A 17,087-nucleotide genomic window follows, 5' to 3' on the forward strand; every position below is an offset into this window, starting at 1 on the left:
GAGCCCATCCTGACGGATGGGCTTTTTGCGTTTTTGTCGTCTGAAACTGCCGGACATCGGTCTACCCTTATCCGGCCTTTTCATTACTCATGTACCAAATTCAATAACGGATACGGTTTTCCAAGATCGTCCGTTTCAGAACGGCCTGTCACCTTAAAGCCCATTTTCTTATAAAATCCGACCGCTTGTTCATTCTGCTCGTTAACGTTAGTCGTCAGTCTGGGCGCTAACGACAAGGCGTGTTTAATCAAAAGCTTACCCACGCCACAGCCGCGAACGGCAGGATCAACAAATAACGCATCCATATGTTCCCCCGTTAGAAGCATAAAGGCGACCGGCTCATCTTCCTCCGTTACTGCTACCCACAGCGGCGCTTCGGGTAGGAATGAGCTCACCAGCTCTTCCAGCTCCGCTCTATATGCTTTTGATAAAAAACCGTGCGTTGCATCGACCGATCGACACCAGATCGCAATCAGTTTTTTCCCTTCATCATGCCGTGAACGGCGGATACTAATAACCATACGTGCTCCTTTTATTTGTTCTTATATTCTAACGTAAATATCTCCGTGAAATTTTCTCACCCTGCATTTGCAGGCTCGACATTCACATTATTCCTGGGTATCTTCAGCTGTCTGGATGTCTAAACGTTTATACGTATGTTATGAGGTAATAAAGCTATGCCAATTCGGGTGCAGGACGAGCTACCGGCCGTCAATTTCTTGCGTAATGAAAACGTCTTTGTGATGACGACAACTCGCGCGACGACTCAGGAAATCCGCCCGCTGAAGGTGCTCATCCTTAATCTGATGCCGAAGAAAATCGAGACTGAGAATCAGTTTTTGCGACTGCTTTCCAACTCTCCTCTGCAGCTTGATATCCAGCTGCTGCGCATCGATGCCCGCGAATCGCGTAATACCCCAGCGGAACACCTGAACAACTTCTACTGCAACTTTGAAGATATTTGCGATCAGAATTTTGATGGCCTGATTGTTACCGGCGCGCCCTTAGGTTTGGTTGAGTTTAATGACGTTGCCTACTGGCCGCAGATCAAACAGGTGCTGGAATGGGCTAAAGATCATGTTACCTCAACGCTATTTGTCTGTTGGGCTGTACAGGCGGCCCTCAATATCCTCTATGGTATCCCTAAACAGACGCGCTCTGAGAAGATTTCCGGCGTCTACGAACACCATATCCTGCAACCACATGCCTTATTAACCCGCGGCTTTGACGATAGCTTTCTCGCGCCGCACTCGCGCTATGCCGATTTCCCGGCGGCGCTGATACGCGACTACACCGACCTGGAGATTCTGGCGGAAACGGAAGAGGGCGATGCCTACCTGTTCGCCAGCAAAGACAAGCGTATCGCCTTCGTGACCGGTCATCCAGAATATGATGCAAACACCCTGGCCAGCGAGTTCTTCCGCGATGTGGAAGCGGGCCTCGATCCCCAGGTTCCACACAATTATTTCCCGCAAAACGATCCGCAGAACAAACCGCGCGCCACCTGGCGAAGCCATGGCAATCTACTGTTTATCAACTGGCTGAATTATTACGTCTACCAGATCACGCCATACGATCTACGCCATATGAATCCGACTCTGGATTAATCTTCTACACAACGCGATCCTAAAGCGTTTCAGCATTTTGCCTCTGGCACCTTCGGGTGCCTTTTTTATTTCCGAAATGCGGCTCATATTGTGATTAAACTTTATTTATATTGTTATCAATAGGTTAAATAATAATTAAATTAAAAATGGAAATTGTTTTTGATTTTGAAAAATAAATGCGTAGTCTTAATTGTGCTGAACGAAAACTACACAACGATCTTACGTTCGCGCCAACTGGATCAACCAAGAGGAGCAGCACATGACGCAGCAGGCGACAATTACTGACGAACTGGCTTTTAGCCAGCCATATGGCGACCAGGAGAGGCAAATCTTAACGCCTGAGGCAGTCGAATTTTTGACTGAACTGGTGAGCCGCTTTACGCCTGAGCGCAATAAACTCCTGGCGGCGCGTCTCCAGCAGCAGCAGGAAATTGATGACGGTAAGCTACCTGATTTTATTTCGGAAACAGCTTCCATTCGTAATGGTGATTGGAAAATTCGCGGCATCCCTGTGGATTTGCTGGATCGCCGGGTGGAAATCACCGGTCCGGTAGAGCGTAAGATGGTGATCAATGCGCTGAATGCGAACGTAAAAGTCTTTATGGCGGATTTCGAAGACTCACTGGCGCCTGAATGGAGCAAAGTCATTGAGGGGCAAATTAACCTGCGCGATGCGGTTAACGGCACCATCAGCTATACCAATGAAGCTGGCAAAATCTATCAGCTTAAACCGAACCCGGCGCTGCTGATCTGTCGCGTGCGCGGCCTGCATCTGCCGGAAAAACACGTGACATGGCGCAGGGAAGCCATTCCCGGCAGCCTGTTCGACTTTGCTCTTTATTTCTTCCATAACTACAAAGCGTTACTGGAAAAAGGCAGCGGGCCCTATTTCTATCTGCCGAAAACCCAGGCCTGGCAGGAAGCCGCGTGGTGGAGTGAAGTCTTTAGCTTTACGGAAGACCGTTTTGAGCTGCCGCGCGGCACTATCAAAGCCACGCTGCTGATTGAAACGCTGCCCGCCGTATTCCAGATGGACGAAATCCTGCATGCCCTGCGCGACCATATTGTGGGTCTGAACTGCGGGCGCTGGGACTATATCTTCAGCTATATCAAAACGCTGAAGAATCACCCGGACCGCGTTCTGCCGGATCGTCAGGTGGTGACGATGGACAAGCCATTCCTCAGTGCCTACTCACGATTGTTAATTAAGACCTGCCATAAGCGCGGCGCATTTGCGATGGGCGGCATGGCGGCCTTTATTCCGAGCAAAGATGCTGAGCGGAACAATCAGGTGCTGAACAAGGTAAAAGCGGACAAATCGCTGGAGGCGAATAACGGTCATGATGGCACATGGATTGCGCATCCCGGTTTGGCTGACACCGCGATGGCCGTCTTTAATGGCGTGCTCGGTGAGAACAAAAATCAGCTATTTGTCACCCGTGAAGACGATGCGCCAATTACCGCTGAACAGCTGCTGGCCCCCTGCGAGGGCGAACGAACCGAAGAGGGCATGCGCGCCAACATTCGCGTGGCGGTGCAGTACATCGAGGCGTGGATTTCCGGCAACGGCTGCGTACCGATTTATGGCCTCATGGAGGATGCGGCAACGGCCGAGATCTCACGTACCTCAATCTGGCAGTGGATCCATCACGAAAAAACGCTCAGCAGCGGTCAACCGGTAACTAAAGCGCTGTTCCGCCAGTGGCTGGCCGAAGAGATGCGGGTGATTCAGGACGAACTGGGCGAGCACCGCTACAGCAGCGGGCGCTTTGACGAGGCCGCGCGCCTGATGGAACAGATCACCACTTCCGATGAGCTCATTGACTTCCTGACTTTGCCGGGTTACCGCCTGCTGGCCTGACGGCCCAGGCTACTTTGTTTGCCATTTTGGCCCCGGGCAGTACTCAAAATCCTCACGTACTATAAGTACGCTCCGGTTTTTGCGCGCTGGCCGTGACCAAACTGTCATCACCAATAATGCCTGGGAAGCCAGGAAAATAATATGGAGCATCTGCACATGAAAACCCGTACCCAACAAATCGAAGAATTAAACAAAGAGTGGACCAACCCGCGCTGGGAAGGCATTACTCGCCCATACAGCGCCGAAGACGTGGTGAAGCTACGCGGCTCCGTTAACCCGGAATGTACGCTGGCGCAGCTGGGCGCGGCAAAGATGTGGCGACTGCTGCACGGCGAAGCGAAAAAAGGCTACGTCAACAGCCTGGGCGCGCTGACCGGGGGCCAGGCGTTACAGCAGGCGAAAGCGGGCATTGAAGCGATTTACCTTTCTGGCTGGCAGGTCGCGGCGGACGCCAACCTGGCCTCCAGCATGTATCCGGATCAATCGCTCTATCCGGCTAACTCAGTACCGGCCGTGGTCGATCGGATCAATAACACCTTCCGCCGCGCGGATCAGATCCAGTGGTCTGCGGGTATTGAACCGAACGATCCGCGTTATACCGATTATTTTCTGCCGATCGTCGCCGATGCGGAAGCGGGATTTGGCGGCGTGCTTAATGCGTTTGAGCTGATGAAATCGATGATTGAGGCCGGTGCAGCGGCCGTACACTTCGAAGATCAGCTGGCATCGGTGAAGAAATGCGGCCATATGGGCGGCAAAGTGCTGGTTCCCACGCAAGAAGCGATTCAGAAACTGGTTGCCGCGCGTCTGGCGGCAGACGTAATGGGCGTACCAACGCTGGTGATTGCCCGCACTGACGCCGATGCGGCGGATTTAATTACCTCAGACTGCGATCCTTACGATCGTCAGTTCATTACCGGCGACCGTACCAGCGAAGGTTTCTTCCGCACCCATGCCGGTATCGAACAGGCGATCAGCCGCGGGCTGGCCTACGCGCCCTATGCCGACCTGGTGTGGTGTGAAACCTCCACCCCGGACCTTGAGCTGGCGAAGCGCTTTGCCGATGCGATCCATGCGAAATATCCGGGCAAACTGCTGGCCTATAACTGCTCGCCGTCGTTTAACTGGCAGAAAAAGCTGGATGATAAAACCATTGCCAGCTTCCAGCAGCAACTGGCGGATATGGGCTACAAATATCAGTTCATCACCCTGGCCGGTATTCACAGCATGTGGTTCAACATGTTCGATCTGGCTCACGCTTACGCCCAGGGCGAGGGGATGAAGCACTACGTTGAGAAGGTTCAGCAGCCGGAATTCGCGGCGGCGAAAGATGGCTATACCTTTGTCTCCCATCAGCAGGAGGTCGGGACTGGCTACTTCGATAAGGTCACCACCATTATCCAGGGCGGAACCTCATCAGTAACGGCGTTAACCGGCTCTACAGAAGAAGATCAGTTCTGATCATTTCCCCTCTCCCTCTCTCCGGGGGAGAGGGAGAGAGGGGAAGGTATGACACGTGGCCTGGAATTATTGATTGCGCAAACTATTTTGCAGGGTTTCGACGCCCAGTACGGTCGTTTTCTTGAAGTCACTTCCGGCGCCCAGCAGCGCTTTGAACAGGCCGACTGGCATGCCGTCCAGCAGGCGATGAAGCAGCGCATCCATCTCTACGATCACCATGTCGGCCTGGTCGTCGAGCAGCTGCGCTGCATTACCGATGGCAAAAATACCGATAGCGACTTTTTGCTGCGGGTAAAAGAACACTATACCCGCCTGCTGCCGGATTACCCTCGCTTTGAAATTGCGGAGAGCTTTTTCAATTCCGTCTATTGTCGGTTGTTTGACCACCGCTCGCTGACTCCCGAGCGGCTTTTTATTTTCAGCTCGCAGCCCGAGCGGCGCCTGCGCTCTATACCGCGGCCGCTGGCGAAAGATTTCTTTCCCGAGCGCGGCTGGGACACGTTATTACGCAAAGTGTTATCCGATCTTCCTCTCCGCCTGCCGTGGCAAAACAGAGCGCGCGATATCGGGTATATCACCGTTTGCCTGCAGGAAGCGCTTGGCGGCGAGCTGCTCTCCCGGTCGTATCTACAGGTGGCGAATGAACTTTTTTACCGCAATAAGGCAGCCTGGCTGGTAGGCAAATTGGTTACGCCGATGGCCACGCTGCCTTTTCTTCTGCCAATCCATCGTACCGATGAAGGCGAACTGTTTGTCGATGCTTGCCTGACGACGCATGCCGAAGCCAGTATCGTTTTTGGCTTCGCCCGCTCCTATTTTATGGTTTACGCGCCGCTGCCCGGCGCGCTGGTCGAGTGGCTGCGCGAGATTCTGCCGGGTAAAACCACCGCCGAACTGTACATGGCGATTGGCTGCCAGAAGCATGCGAAAACGGAAAGCTATCGGGAATACCTGCACTATCTTTCCCGCAGCAATGAACAATTTGTTGAAGCGCCGGGGATCCGCGGGATGGTCATGCTGGTGTTTACCTTGCCGGGCTTTGACCGGGTATTTAAGGTCATCAAGGACCGCTTCGCGCCGCAGAAAGAGATGACTGCCGCTCACGTGCGCGCCTGTTACCAGCTGGTCAAAGAGCATGACCGCGTGGGACGGATGGCCGACACCCAGGAGTTTGAGAACTTCGTGCTGGAGAAACGGCAAATTGCGCCCGAGCTGATGGCCCTGTTACAAACCGAAGCAGGTGGGAAAATTACCGACCTCGGCGATCGGATTGCGATCAGCCATCTGTATATCGAGCGGCGGATGGTGCCGCTGAATATCTGGCTGGAGCAGGTTGACGGGCAGGCGCTGCGTGATGCAGTCGAGGAGTACGGGAACGCCATTCGTCAGCTGGCTGCCGCCAACATTTTCCCGGGCGATATGCTATTTAAGAATTTTGGCGTTACGCGTCACGGCCGGGTGGTGTTCTACGATTACGATGAAATTTGCTATATGACGGAGGTGAATTTCCGCGAGATCCCGCCAGCGCGCTATCCGGAAGATGAGCTTGCCAGCGAGCCCTGGTACAGCGTCTCGCCGGGCGATGTTTTTCCGGAGGAGTTTCGCCACTGGCTGTGCGCCGACCCGCGTATCGGGCCGCTATTTGAAGAGATGCACGCCGACCTGCTGCGCGCCGACTACTGGCGGGAGCTGCAAAACCGTATTCGCAACGGCCACGTGGAAGACGTCTACGCCTATCGTCGCCGTCAGCGCTTTTGCGTGCGCTATGGCAACCTGCAACAGGCAGGGTAATCAGGCGGCCAGGTTCAGGCGGCCTCTATAACCGCAAATTCTTCGTACACCAGCTCCATATCCGACGCCCAGGTGCCTTCGCGTTCAAAGAATGCCTGATGCGCCGATTGCCAGTAAGCGAGGCTCAAATCACCTTCGCCCTCCAGCGCGGCGAGCTCAGGGCTCATTTCATTAAACCGGATCAGCCTGAGCATCAGGGTGCGTATCACGCAGACGGCTTTGCCCTGGCCGTCCAGCACAATGTGATATGCCCCCGGCGTCACGGGCGGCTGCTCCTGCTGATAGCTGGCAAGCGAACCGCAGGTGCCGCGCTTCTTCCCCGCGATGACCAGGGCCGCCAGCTCGTCGGCCAGCTCCGCTGAATCGCCGAAAGACCAGCAAAAAGCAGAAGGGTATTTATCCTGCCAGTAGGATTTCAGATCGCTCATTTAGCGCACTCCGCCATACGCCAGTGTCACTTCTTTCGCCGCTTTGATCACCATGGCGCCGAACTCGGTCACGCGGTCATCGGTAATGCGGGAAATGGGCCCGGAAATAGAGATAGCGGCGAACGGCTCACGATGTTCATCATAAATGCATGACGCTACGCAGCGCAGTCCTAGCGCGTGTTCTTCGTCATCAAACGAATAGCCGCGCTTACGCGTCTGGGCCAGGTCCTCTTTCAGATGCACCGGCGATACCAGCGTAGCGTGGGTGTAAGCGTGCAGACCTTGACGGTGCAGCAGGCCGGTGACCTGATCTTCACTCAACTGCGACAAAAACGCCTTACCGGCGCCGGAAGCGTGCATCGGCAGCTTACCGCCAATCGGCGCCGACATACGCATCAGTTGGGTACACTGCACCTGATCGATAATGATCGCCTGATGATCGCTCGGGTCCAGCACCGCGAGGTTAACCGTTTCGCCGGAGTCTTCCATCAGTTGACGCAAAATCGGATGGACGATCGCCAACAGGTTACGACTTTGCAGGAAGCTGCTGCCGACGACGAAAGCATGGGCGCCCACCGACCAGTGACCCAGTTCACCGACCTGACGAACAAAACCCAACTGCTGCATCGTGGTTAACAGGCGGTGGGTGGTGGAATTAGGCAAGCCGGCCTGCTGGGCCAGTTCGGTCAGCGCCACGCTGCCGTGAGATTCAGCAATCCATTCGAGCAGCTTCAGGCCGCGGGTCAGGGACTGAACTTGCCCGCCAGCCGGAGCGGCGGCGGAGGCGGCAGGTTTTCTGCCGCGTTTTGCGGGAGCGGGGGTCGCCATCGCGGACTCCTTTTTTCTGTATCGTGGAAATGATTTTCGTTTTATTTGGCGATAATGCAATCACTACCCGACTGATCGGATGAGTGAAGCTGAACATGTCTCATCTTGCCCGCTGTTCTCTTTTCCACCCCTTCGGTTTGTGCCAGTATGGTCCGTTGAGTTTTTTCGGTCTGGTTGAGCGTTGTCGGGAGCGAGTGTGAGCAGCAAAGTTGAGCAACTGCATCAGCAGTTAAAAGAACGTATTCTGGTTCTGGATGGGGGCATGGGCACCATGATCCAGAGCTATCGTCTGAGTGAGCAGGACTTCCGCGGCGAGCGTTTTGCCGACTGGCCGTGCGACCTGAAGGGCAACAACGACCTGCTGGTTCTCAGCAAGCCGGAAGTGATCACCGCCATCCACGATGCCTATTTTGCGGCCGGGGCGGATATCATTGAAACCAACACCTTTAACTCGACGACCATCGCGATGGCGGATTACCAGATGGAATCCCTGTCGGCGGAAATCAACTTTACGGCGGCGAAACTGGCCCGCGCCAGCGCTGATGCCTGGACCGCGCGCACGCCGGAAAAACCACGCTATGTGGCAGGCGTTCTCGGCCCGACTAACCGCACTGCGTCCATTTCTCCTGACGTCAATGACCCGGCCTTTCGCAACATCACCTTTGACGGGCTGGTGGAAGCCTATCGTGAATCCACCAAAGCGCTGGTGGAAGGCGGGGCGGATCTGATTCTGATTGAGACGGTGTTCGATACCCTCAACGCCAAAGCGGCGATCTTTGCGGTCAAAGAGGAGTTTGAAGCGCTGGGGGTCGATCTGCCGATTATGATCTCCGGCACCATCACCGACGCCTCCGGTCGCACGCTGTCCGGCCAGACCACCGAAGCCTTTTATAACTCGCTGCGCCACGCCGATGCGCTCACTTTCGGCCTCAACTGCGCTCTGGGGCCGGACGAACTGCGCCAGTACGTGCAGGAGCTGTCGCGTATCGCCGAATGCTACGTCACCGCCCACCCGAACGCCGGTCTGCCGAACGCCTTTGGTGAATACGATCTGGACGCCGACACGATGGCGACGCAAATTCGCGAATGGGCGGAGGCCGGCTTCCTGAATATTGTCGGCGGCTGCTGCGGCACCACGCCGGAACATATTGCCGCCATGAGCCGCGCGGTGGCCGGCCTGCCGCCGCGCCAGCTGCCGGAGATCCCCGTCGCCTGCCGTCTTTCCGGCCTTGAGCCGCTGAATATCGGCGATGACAGCCTGTTTGTGAACGTCGGCGAACGCACCAACGTCACCGGCTCGGCGAAATTCAAACGCCTGATTAAAGAAGAAAAATATAACGAAGCGCTGGATGTGGCGCGCCAGCAGGTGGAAAGCGGCGCACAGATTATCGATATCAATATGGATGAGGGGATGCTCGACGCCGAAGCGGCGATGACGCGTTTCCTCAACCTGATCGCCGGTGAGCCGGATATCGCCCGCGTGCCGATTATGATCGACTCCTCCAAATGGGAGGTTATCGAAAAGGGCCTGAAGTGTATTCAGGGCAAAGGCATCGTTAACTCCATCTCGATGAAAGAGGGCGTTGAGCCGTTTATCCAGCATGCGAAAAAGGTGCGCCGCTACGGGGCTGCCGTCGTGGTGATGGCCTTTGATGAAGTGGGCCAGGCCGATACCCGTGAACGTAAAATTGAAATTTGCCGCCGGGCGTACACCATTCTTACCGAAGAGGTGGGCTTCCCGCCGGAAGACATCATCTTCGACCCGAATATTTTCGCCGTGGCGACCGGAATTGAAGAGCACAACAACTATGCCCAGGACTTTATCGGCGCCTGTGAAGATATCAAACGCGAACTGCCGCACGCGCTGATCTCCGGCGGCGTCTCTAACGTGTCGTTCTCCTTCCGCGGTAACGACCCGGTGCGCGAGGCGATTCACGCGGTATTCCTCTACTACGCCATCCGTAACGGCATGGATATGGGTATCGTCAACGCTGGACAGCTGGCAATTTACGACGACCTTCCCGCCGAGCTGCGCGACGCGGTTGAAGATGTGATTCTGAACCGCCGCGATGACGGCACCGAACGCCTGCTGGATCTGGCGGAGAAATATCGCGGCAGCAAAACTGACGATACCGCCAACGCCCAGCAGGCGGAATGGCGCAGCTGGGACGTCAAAAAACGCCTCGAGTACTCGCTGGTTAAAGGCATTACCGAATTTATTGAGCTCGATACCGAAGAAGCCCGACAGCAGGCCGTGCGCCCGATCGAGGTTATCGAAGGGCCGCTGATGGACGGTATGAACGTGGTCGGCGATCTGTTCGGTGAAGGGAAAATGTTCCTGCCTCAGGTGGTGAAATCCGCCCGCGTAATGAAGCAGGCGGTGGCCTACCTCGAACCCTATATTGAGGCCAGCAAAGAGAAAGGTTCCAGCAACGGCAAGATGGTCATCGCCACCGTGAAGGGTGACGTTCACGATATCGGCAAGAATATTGTCGGCGTCGTGCTGCAGTGTAATAACTATGAAATCGTCGATCTGGGCGTGATGGTGCCTGCGGATAAAATCCTGAAAACCGCCCGCGAGGTTAACGCCGACCTGATTGGCCTCTCCGGGCTGATTACGCCGTCGCTGGATGAGATGGTCAACGTGGCGAAGGAGATGGAGCGTCAGGGCTTTACTATTCCGCTGCTGATCGGTGGCGCAACCACCTCGAAAGCGCATACGGCAGTGAAAATCGAGCAGAACTACAGCGGCCCGACGGTCTACGTGCAGAACGCCTCGCGCACCGTCGGCGTGGTCGCCGCCCTGCTGTCCGATAGCCAGCGCGATGATTTTGTCGCCCGTACCCGCAAAGAGTACGAAACGGTGCGTATTCAGCACGGACGTAAAAAGCCGCGCACTCCCCCCGTCACGCTGGAAGCCGCGCGCGATAACGACCTGGCCTTTGACTGGGCAAGCTACACCCCGCCGGTAGCTCATCGTCTGGGCGTGCATGAGGTGGAAGCCAGTATTGAAACCCTGCGTAATTATATCGACTGGACGCCGTTCTTTATGACCTGGTCGCTGGCCGGTAAGTATCCGCGCATTCTGGAAGATGAAGTCGTGGGCGAAGAGGCACAGCGCCTGTTTAAAGACGCCAACGAACTGCTGGATAAGCTCAGTGCCGGGAAGGCCCTCAATCCACGCGGCGTCGTGGGGCTGTTCCCGGCTAACCGCGTCGGCGACGATATTGAAATCTATCGCGATGAAACCCGGACTCATGTGCTGACGGTGGGGCATCATCTGCGCCAGCAGACCGAGAAAGTCGGCTTTGCCAACTACTGCCTGGCGGATTTTGTCGCGCCGAAGCTGTCGGGGAAGGCGGACTATATCGGCGCCTTTGCGGTGACCGGCGGCCTTGAAGAAGACGCGCTGGCCGACGCCTGGGAGGCACAGCACGATGACTATAACAAGATTATGGTGAAGGCGATTGCCGACCGTCTGGCGGAAGCCTTCGCCGAGTATCTGCATGAGCGGGTGCGTAAGGTCTACTGGGGCTATGCGGCGAACGAAAACCTCAGCAACGAGGAGCTGATCCGCGAGAATTACCAGGGAATACGCCCGGCGCCGGGCTATCCCGCCTGTCCGGAGCACACCGAAAAGGCGACCATCTGGGAGCTGCTGGAGGTGGAAAAACGTACCGGCATGAAGCTGACGGAATCCTTTGCCATGTGGCCCGGCGCGTCGGTTTCCGGCTGGTACTTCAGCCATCCGGACAGTAAGTACTTCGCGGTAGCGCAAATTCAGCGCGATCAGGTGGAGGACTATGCGTTACGTAAGGGGATGAGCGTGGCGGAAGTGGAGCGCTGGCTGGCGCCGAACCTCGGTTACGATGCCGATTGATCCACCAGCCGTTATCTTTCCTTACAACTAACAGGGCGCTCAACGAGCGCCCTGTCTCTTTATTGTGCATAAACCCTTATACTGAAGGGAGCTTGCGATCGTTGCCGTCGGATAAGCGAAGCGCTATCCGGCCTGTAACGGTTTATGAGTTTCTGGAACAAATAAATATAAGGAGAAGCTGATTCCGTGTTAACTCTGCTACACCTGTTGTCCGCCGTCGCTCTACTGGTGTGGGGCACCCATATTGTTCGTACCGGCGTGATGCGCGTCTACGGCGCTCGCCTGAGAAGTGTACTCAGCAGCAGCGTGGAGAAAAAACCGCTCGCCTTCTGCGCGGGGATCGGGGTTACCGCGCTGGTCCAGAGCAGCAACGCCACCACCATGCTGGTCACCTCTTTTGTCGCCCAGGATCTGGTGGCGTTAGCCCCTGCGCTGGTGATGGTGCTGGGCGCTGACGTTGGTACCGCGCTGATGGCGAGGGTGCTGACCTTCGACCTGTCCTGGCTTTCGCCGCTGCTGATTTTTATCGGCGTCATTTTCTTCCTTGGGCGCAAGCAAACGCGTGCGGGCCAGCTCGGGCGCGTGGGTATTGGCCTGGGCTTGATTCTGCTGGCGCTGGAGCTGATCGTTCAGGCGGTGCATCCCATCACCCAGGCTAACGGCGTGCAGGTGATTTTCGCCTCGTTGACCGGCGATATTATGCTGGATGCGCTGATCGGCGCGGTATTTGCCATCATCAGCTATTCAAGCCTGGCAGCGGTGCTGCTGACCGCTACGTTAACCGCCACCGGCGTGATTTCGTTCCCGGTGGCGCTGTGCCTGGTGATTGGCGCCAACCTCGGATCCGGGCTGCTGGCGATGCTAAACAACAGCGGCGCTAATGCCGCCGCGCGCCGCGTTGCGCTCGGCAGCCTGTTGTTTAAGCTGGTGGGTAGTCTGATTATCCTGCCGTTTGTCCATCTGTTGGCAAACGTTATGGATGAGCTTCCGCTGCAAAAATCCGAACTGGTTATCTATTTCCACGTCTTCTACAACCTGATCCGCTGTATCGCCATGGTGCCGTTCGCCGGGCCGATGGCTAACCTCTGCAAGCGACTGATTCGCGATGAGCCGGAGCTGGATGCACGACTGAAGCCAAAGCATCTTGATACTTCAGCGCTGGACACCCCGGCTCTGGCGCTGGCTAACGCCGCCCGCGAAACCCTGCGTATCGGCGATGCCATGGAGCAGATGCTGGAAAGCCTGCATAAAGTGATGCACGGTGAACCGCGTGAAGAGAAAGAGCTGCGGCGGCTGGCGGACGATATCAACGTACTTTACACCGCGATTAAGCTCTATCTGGCGCGGATGCCAAAAGAGGAGCTGGCCGATGAGGAATCCCGCCGCTGGGCGGAAATTATCGAAATGGCGCTCAACCTCGAGCAGGCTTCAGATATCGTTGAACGAATGGGCAGCGAAATCGCCGATAAATCGCTGGCCGCGCGGCGCGCGTTCTCCATGGAGGGGTTGAAAGAGCTGGATGCGCTCTACGATCAGCTGCTCAGCAATCTACAGCTAGCGATGTCGGTTTTCTTTTCCGGCGACGTACCGAGCGCCCGCCGTTTGCGCCGTAGCAAACACCGTTTTCGCATTATGAACCGTCGTTACTCGCATGCTCACGTTGATCGCCTGCATCAGCAAAACGTGCAGAGTATCGAAACCAGTACGCTGCACCTGGCGCTGCTGGGCGATATGAAGCGTCTGAACTCGCTGTTCTGCTCGGTAGCCTATAGCGTGATGGAGCAGCCGGATGAGGACGATGAGCGCGATGATTATTAAGCGCTGATGTACCGCCTGACATCCCCGGCTCGCGCTGCGCTTAGCCGGGCTACAGGTATACCGCGGTCTGCGGGCTGGTAGCCCGGACAGATGCGCAGCATCGCCTCCGGGAATTCGTGCCACTCAGCGCTTTGCTCCCGGGGGCGGCGCAAAGCGCCTTGCCCGGGCTACGGGGGTCAGCGTCGTCTGTGGGAGGATAGCCCGGACAGGCGCGCAGCGCCGCCTCCGGGACAAGGGCGGCGGGTCAGAAACGATGGCCTGCGTTCAGGGTTACCGCTTCCACTCCGGCTCTGAAAACCAGCGTCGGATTCGGGCCGCCGAGAGTGGCGTGGCCCTGCGTCACCTGTATCCAGTTGCCTTCCGGCAGGCCGATAATCGTCAACTCTGGCGCAACCACCAGCAGCTCGCGAATCCGCTGTTCGCGAGTTTCCCCTTTGTGGCCTTCCGGCAGCGCGTTGGTGAAGTGGGGGTTAATTTGCAGCGGAAACAGCCCCAGCGCAGAAAAACCGTTAGGGTCGACAATCGGCATATCATTGGTGGTGCGAATTGTTGGGCAGGCAAGGTTAGCGCCCGCGCTCCAGCCGATATACAGCGCCCCGCGCTTCATTACATCCACAATCGGCGCCAGCAGGCCGCGGTCGCGACACTCTTTCAGCAGCTGAAAGGTATTGCCGCCGCCGACGATAACTATCTCCGCGTTCTCAATCGCCGAAACCGGGTCCGCGACGCTGTGAATACCGGTAACCGTAACGCCCATTGGGCTGAAGACGGCGGCGGTTTTCGCGGTGTAATCATCCCAGGTTTGCGTCACCCCGGCAAAAGGGATGAATACCGCGGAACGGCGGCCATTTAGCTGCCCGGCAATGGTCGGCAGCGCATGTTCCAGCCAGGCTTTGCCCGGCAGCGTTGAGTTACTCAATAGCAGCAGTTCCATAATTTCTCCATTTGACCAGATGATTATTCGGGCTGGGATGTTATCACAGGATATCTCACCGCTTGCTGACGTGGCTCACGCTGAGACGCGCTGAGCAAAGCGGAGCGGCGATTTTTGGCGCAGGGATTCTCCGAATTAATCTGGAAAGTACCTCGCAGAGTGACTCTACCGGGCGTGACAGGTTAGCGGGAACCGCTTAGTTTCACGTGATGATTCACAGGCAAGGGAAGGGCTGCGCTGCGCGCTGCAATCGACTTTCCGATCAATGGTTATTAGAGCGCCCTCCCTGGCGCTCTTCGTTTGCCCTTATCCTCTGGCAAAGGCCGCGGCTTCAGCGACCAGCGCCGCGTCCGGACGCACGCCGGTGTAGAGCGCAAACTGCTCCACCGCCTGCAGGGCAATCACCTCCGCGCCGCTGATAACGTGTTTGTCCCGCTTCTTCGCCAGTTTGATGAGCGGGGTTTCCGGCGGCAGAGCGACCACGTCAAATACCACGTCGGCCCGTTCCACCATCGTCGGGCTAAAGGCCAGGGTTTCGCTTTCCGCACCGCCCGCCATGCCGAGCGGCGTGACGTTAACCAGAATATCCGCCGCGATCCCTTCCGGCTTTGGCTGCCATTGAAAACCGTACTGCTTTGCCAGCACCAGTCCACGATCGCGATGGCGGGCGGCGATAATCACATCGCGGAAACCGGCATCGCGAAAGGCGGCGATGACCGCTTTGCCCATCCCGCCGCTGCCCTGGATCATCACTTTGGCAGAGGAGTCGAGCTGATGGCTGTCAATCAGGCTTTTCACCGCGATGTAGTCGGTATTCAACCCGGTTAGCCTGCCGTCGTCGTTGACGATGGTGTTGACCGAATCAATCGCCTTTGCCGAAGGGGCAAGCGCGTCAAGATACGCTATGCAGCTCTCTTTAAACGGCATTGAGACCGCGCAGCCGCGGATGCCCAATGCGCGGACGCCCTTCACCGCTGCGGCAATATCCTGGGTAGTAAAGGCTTTATAGATATAATTCAGCCCGAGTTTTTCATACAGATAGTTATGAAAGCGGGTACCGAAGTTGCCCGGGCGACCGGCCAGCGACATGCATAGCTGCGTATCGCGATTAATCATGAGCAATATCCTCCGCGTGGGCCAGCAGATACTCTTCCGCCTCTTTTGACCAGATACCATGGTGACGTTCCATAATCGCCGCCAGCTGCGGGTCGCGAATGTCTCCCAGCGGCGTCAGCGGGAAGTTTTTCCCGGTATAAACCAGCTTCTTACCGCCGCCCACCGCCGGTAAATCCAGGGTGGTCTCGCCCGCCGCATTCAGCCCCAGAATATGGGTCACCACTTTTGCAGTCTGGACTTTTTTTGCCTGCATCAGCGCTACGGCGGCGCGCATATCGTCGGTATTGCCGCCGGAGGTGCCGACGTAGTGAGTGAAGGCGTAATGCACATCGTAAAAATTGATCGGCGCGCTGAACTGCTTATCCTGCGGGCCGGCAAAAAAGTTCAGGCAGCCGTCCGGGGCCAGCAGCGAGGATGCCAGAGTGATGAGCTGTTCGTTAGGGACGAAGACAAAAATATCGTCAAAACCGTGGCCGCCGGAGAGCGCCATCAACGTTTCGCGGCTGGCGTCGTGCCCATCCAGATAGTGAATCAGCGTTTGCGGCTCGGAGGGATAGTGCTGGCGCGCATAGCTGAGTTTTGGCTTATTGGTGTCGGTGACCACCAGCAGCGCCGGGTTGATCGGGCCATGCAGCGCGTAGTCGATAGCCAGCAGACCCATCGGGCCGGTGCCGCCGAGGATCAGGGTGCGCCCCTGCGGGCGAATGCCCATCACATGGTTATAGCTGCCTTCCTGCAGATGATAGTTGGCGTTGAACGCGCCGATTACGCAGGAAAGCGGCTCCACCAGCGAACCTTCAAACCAGGTATCGCCTTCCCAGGTGAGCAGGCAATCCTGCGCCATCACCTCGTCAGGGATCACCACGTGGGTGGCTTCGCCGCCGATCCACGGGAAGGAATAACCGGGGCAGTCCGGGCGATCCGGTAGCTGCAGATTGGCCTGAATCACATAGCGCTGGCCAGCGTGAAACTTATGCTGCCATTTTTTGCCGACGGCGATGATCTCTCCGCAGAACTCATGGCCGATGATGATCGGGTTAGTCGCCACATCATCAGGCACCTTTTTGTGGTCCTCGCCCTGGTTCGCCTCTTTCCACGAAGAGAGGCACAGGCTGTCGGTGACCACCCGGGCGAGAATTTCATCATCCTGCATCGCCGGAAGTGCAAAGGTTTCCAGGCGCAGATCGCGTTTGCCGTACAGGCGCAGGGCTGTTGTTGTTTGCATGTTTACCACCTCACCCCCTTCATCTTTCGCATTACGGCTGTATTGGCTTCCTTCATGTCCCCGGATCACGCAGTGAATCCACGCTCCCAGGGATAAATTCAGTTGCCGCCTCGCCGTACTGCGCCATCTTTGGGGTTA

At 56.7% G+C, this 17,087-nt stretch carries 12 protein-coding genes; 6 read left to right on the plus strand and 6 right to left on the minus strand.

The features are described from left to right. Positions 1–83: 83 nt before the first annotated feature. Complete coding sequence (locus tag HMPREF3178_RS17690) at positions 84–521, minus strand: acetyltransferase (protein ID WP_004117147.1); 438 nt, start codon at positions 519–521, stop codon at positions 84–86. A gap of 156 nt (positions 522–677) precedes the next feature. Here HMPREF3178_RS17690 and metA point away from each other — a divergent pair, with 156 nt between their 5' ends. The 4 genes from metA (at position 678) to aceK (ending at position 6,720) form a co-directional block, all read left to right on the plus strand. Then, positions 678–1,607: a homoserine O-acetyltransferase MetA gene (metA, locus tag HMPREF3178_RS17695; RefSeq protein ID WP_004109666.1), complete on the plus strand. Its 930-nt coding sequence runs from the start codon at positions 678–680 to the stop codon at positions 1,605–1,607. Between the two features lie 259 nt (positions 1,608–1,866). Continuing rightward, a complete protein-coding gene (gene aceB, locus HMPREF3178_RS17700) occupies positions 1,867–3,468 on the plus strand; it encodes a malate synthase A (RefSeq protein WP_004109664.1) in 1,602 nt (533 codons plus the stop codon). Between the two features lie 156 nt (positions 3,469–3,624). After that, positions 3,625–4,929 carry an isocitrate lyase gene (gene aceA, locus HMPREF3178_RS17705; protein ID WP_024274896.1) on the plus strand — a complete coding sequence of 435 codons (1,305 nt, stop codon included), beginning with the start codon at positions 3,625–3,627 and terminating at the stop codon, positions 4,927–4,929. A gap of 48 nt (positions 4,930–4,977) precedes the next feature. Next, positions 4,978–6,720, plus strand: coding sequence for a bifunctional isocitrate dehydrogenase kinase/phosphatase (gene aceK / locus HMPREF3178_RS17710; protein ID WP_004109658.1), 1,743 nt, complete (start codon positions 4,978–4,980; stop codon positions 6,718–6,720). Between the two features lie 14 nt (positions 6,721–6,734). Here aceK and HMPREF3178_RS17715 read toward each other — a convergent pair whose 3' ends face one another. Further along, a complete protein-coding gene (locus HMPREF3178_RS17715; RefSeq protein WP_085955761.1) occupies positions 6,735–7,139 on the minus strand; it encodes an ASCH domain-containing protein in 405 nt (134 codons plus the stop codon). Positions 7,140–7,148: 9 nt separating this feature from the next. After that, entirely contained in the window at positions 7,149–7,976 is an 828-nt protein-coding gene (gene iclR, locus HMPREF3178_RS17720) for a glyoxylate bypass operon transcriptional repressor IclR (protein ID WP_004117167.1), read from the minus strand. A gap of 196 nt (positions 7,977–8,172) precedes the next feature. Between iclR and metH the strand changes: the two genes are divergently transcribed. Together metH and HMPREF3178_RS17730 are read left to right on the plus strand one after the other, a co-directional pair. Continuing rightward, the gene (metH, locus tag HMPREF3178_RS17725; RefSeq protein ID WP_004109648.1) at positions 8,173–11,856 is read left to right on the plus strand and encodes a methionine synthase; all 3,684 of its coding nucleotides are present in this window, start codon (positions 8,173–8,175) and stop codon (positions 11,854–11,856) included. 186 nt (positions 11,857–12,042) lie between these two features. After that, positions 12,043–13,674 (plus strand): Na/Pi cotransporter family protein, encoded by a 1,632-nt coding sequence (locus HMPREF3178_RS17730; RefSeq protein ID WP_004109645.1) that lies wholly within the window; start codon positions 12,043–12,045, stop codon positions 13,672–13,674. Between the two features lie 244 nt (positions 13,675–13,918). Here the strand turns inward: HMPREF3178_RS17730 and pepE are convergent, their stop codons facing one another. From pepE to sorE, 3 genes are all read right to left on the minus strand, one after another. Beyond that, a complete protein-coding gene (gene pepE / locus HMPREF3178_RS17735; RefSeq protein WP_004109643.1) occupies positions 13,919–14,608 on the minus strand; it encodes a dipeptidase PepE in 690 nt (229 codons plus the stop codon). Positions 14,609–14,914: 306 nt separating this feature from the next. Continuing rightward, the gene (locus HMPREF3178_RS17740; protein ID WP_004109640.1) at positions 14,915–15,724 is read right to left on the minus strand and encodes a shikimate 5-dehydrogenase; all 810 of its coding nucleotides are present in this window, start codon (positions 15,722–15,724) and stop codon (positions 14,915–14,917) included. Then, the gene (gene sorE / locus HMPREF3178_RS17745; protein ID WP_004109637.1) at positions 15,717–16,949 is read right to left on the minus strand and encodes an L-sorbose 1-phosphate reductase; all 1,233 of its coding nucleotides are present in this window, start codon (positions 16,947–16,949) and stop codon (positions 15,717–15,719) included. Before sorE ends, HMPREF3178_RS17740 begins: the two co-directional genes overlap by 8 nt. Between the last annotated feature and the right edge of the window lie 138 nt (positions 16,950–17,087).

Origin of the sequence: Klebsiella sp. HMSC09D12, assembly GCF_001808475.1 — a bacterium.
Classification (GTDB): Bacteria; Pseudomonadota; Gammaproteobacteria; order Enterobacterales; family Enterobacteriaceae; genus Klebsiella; species Klebsiella oxytoca.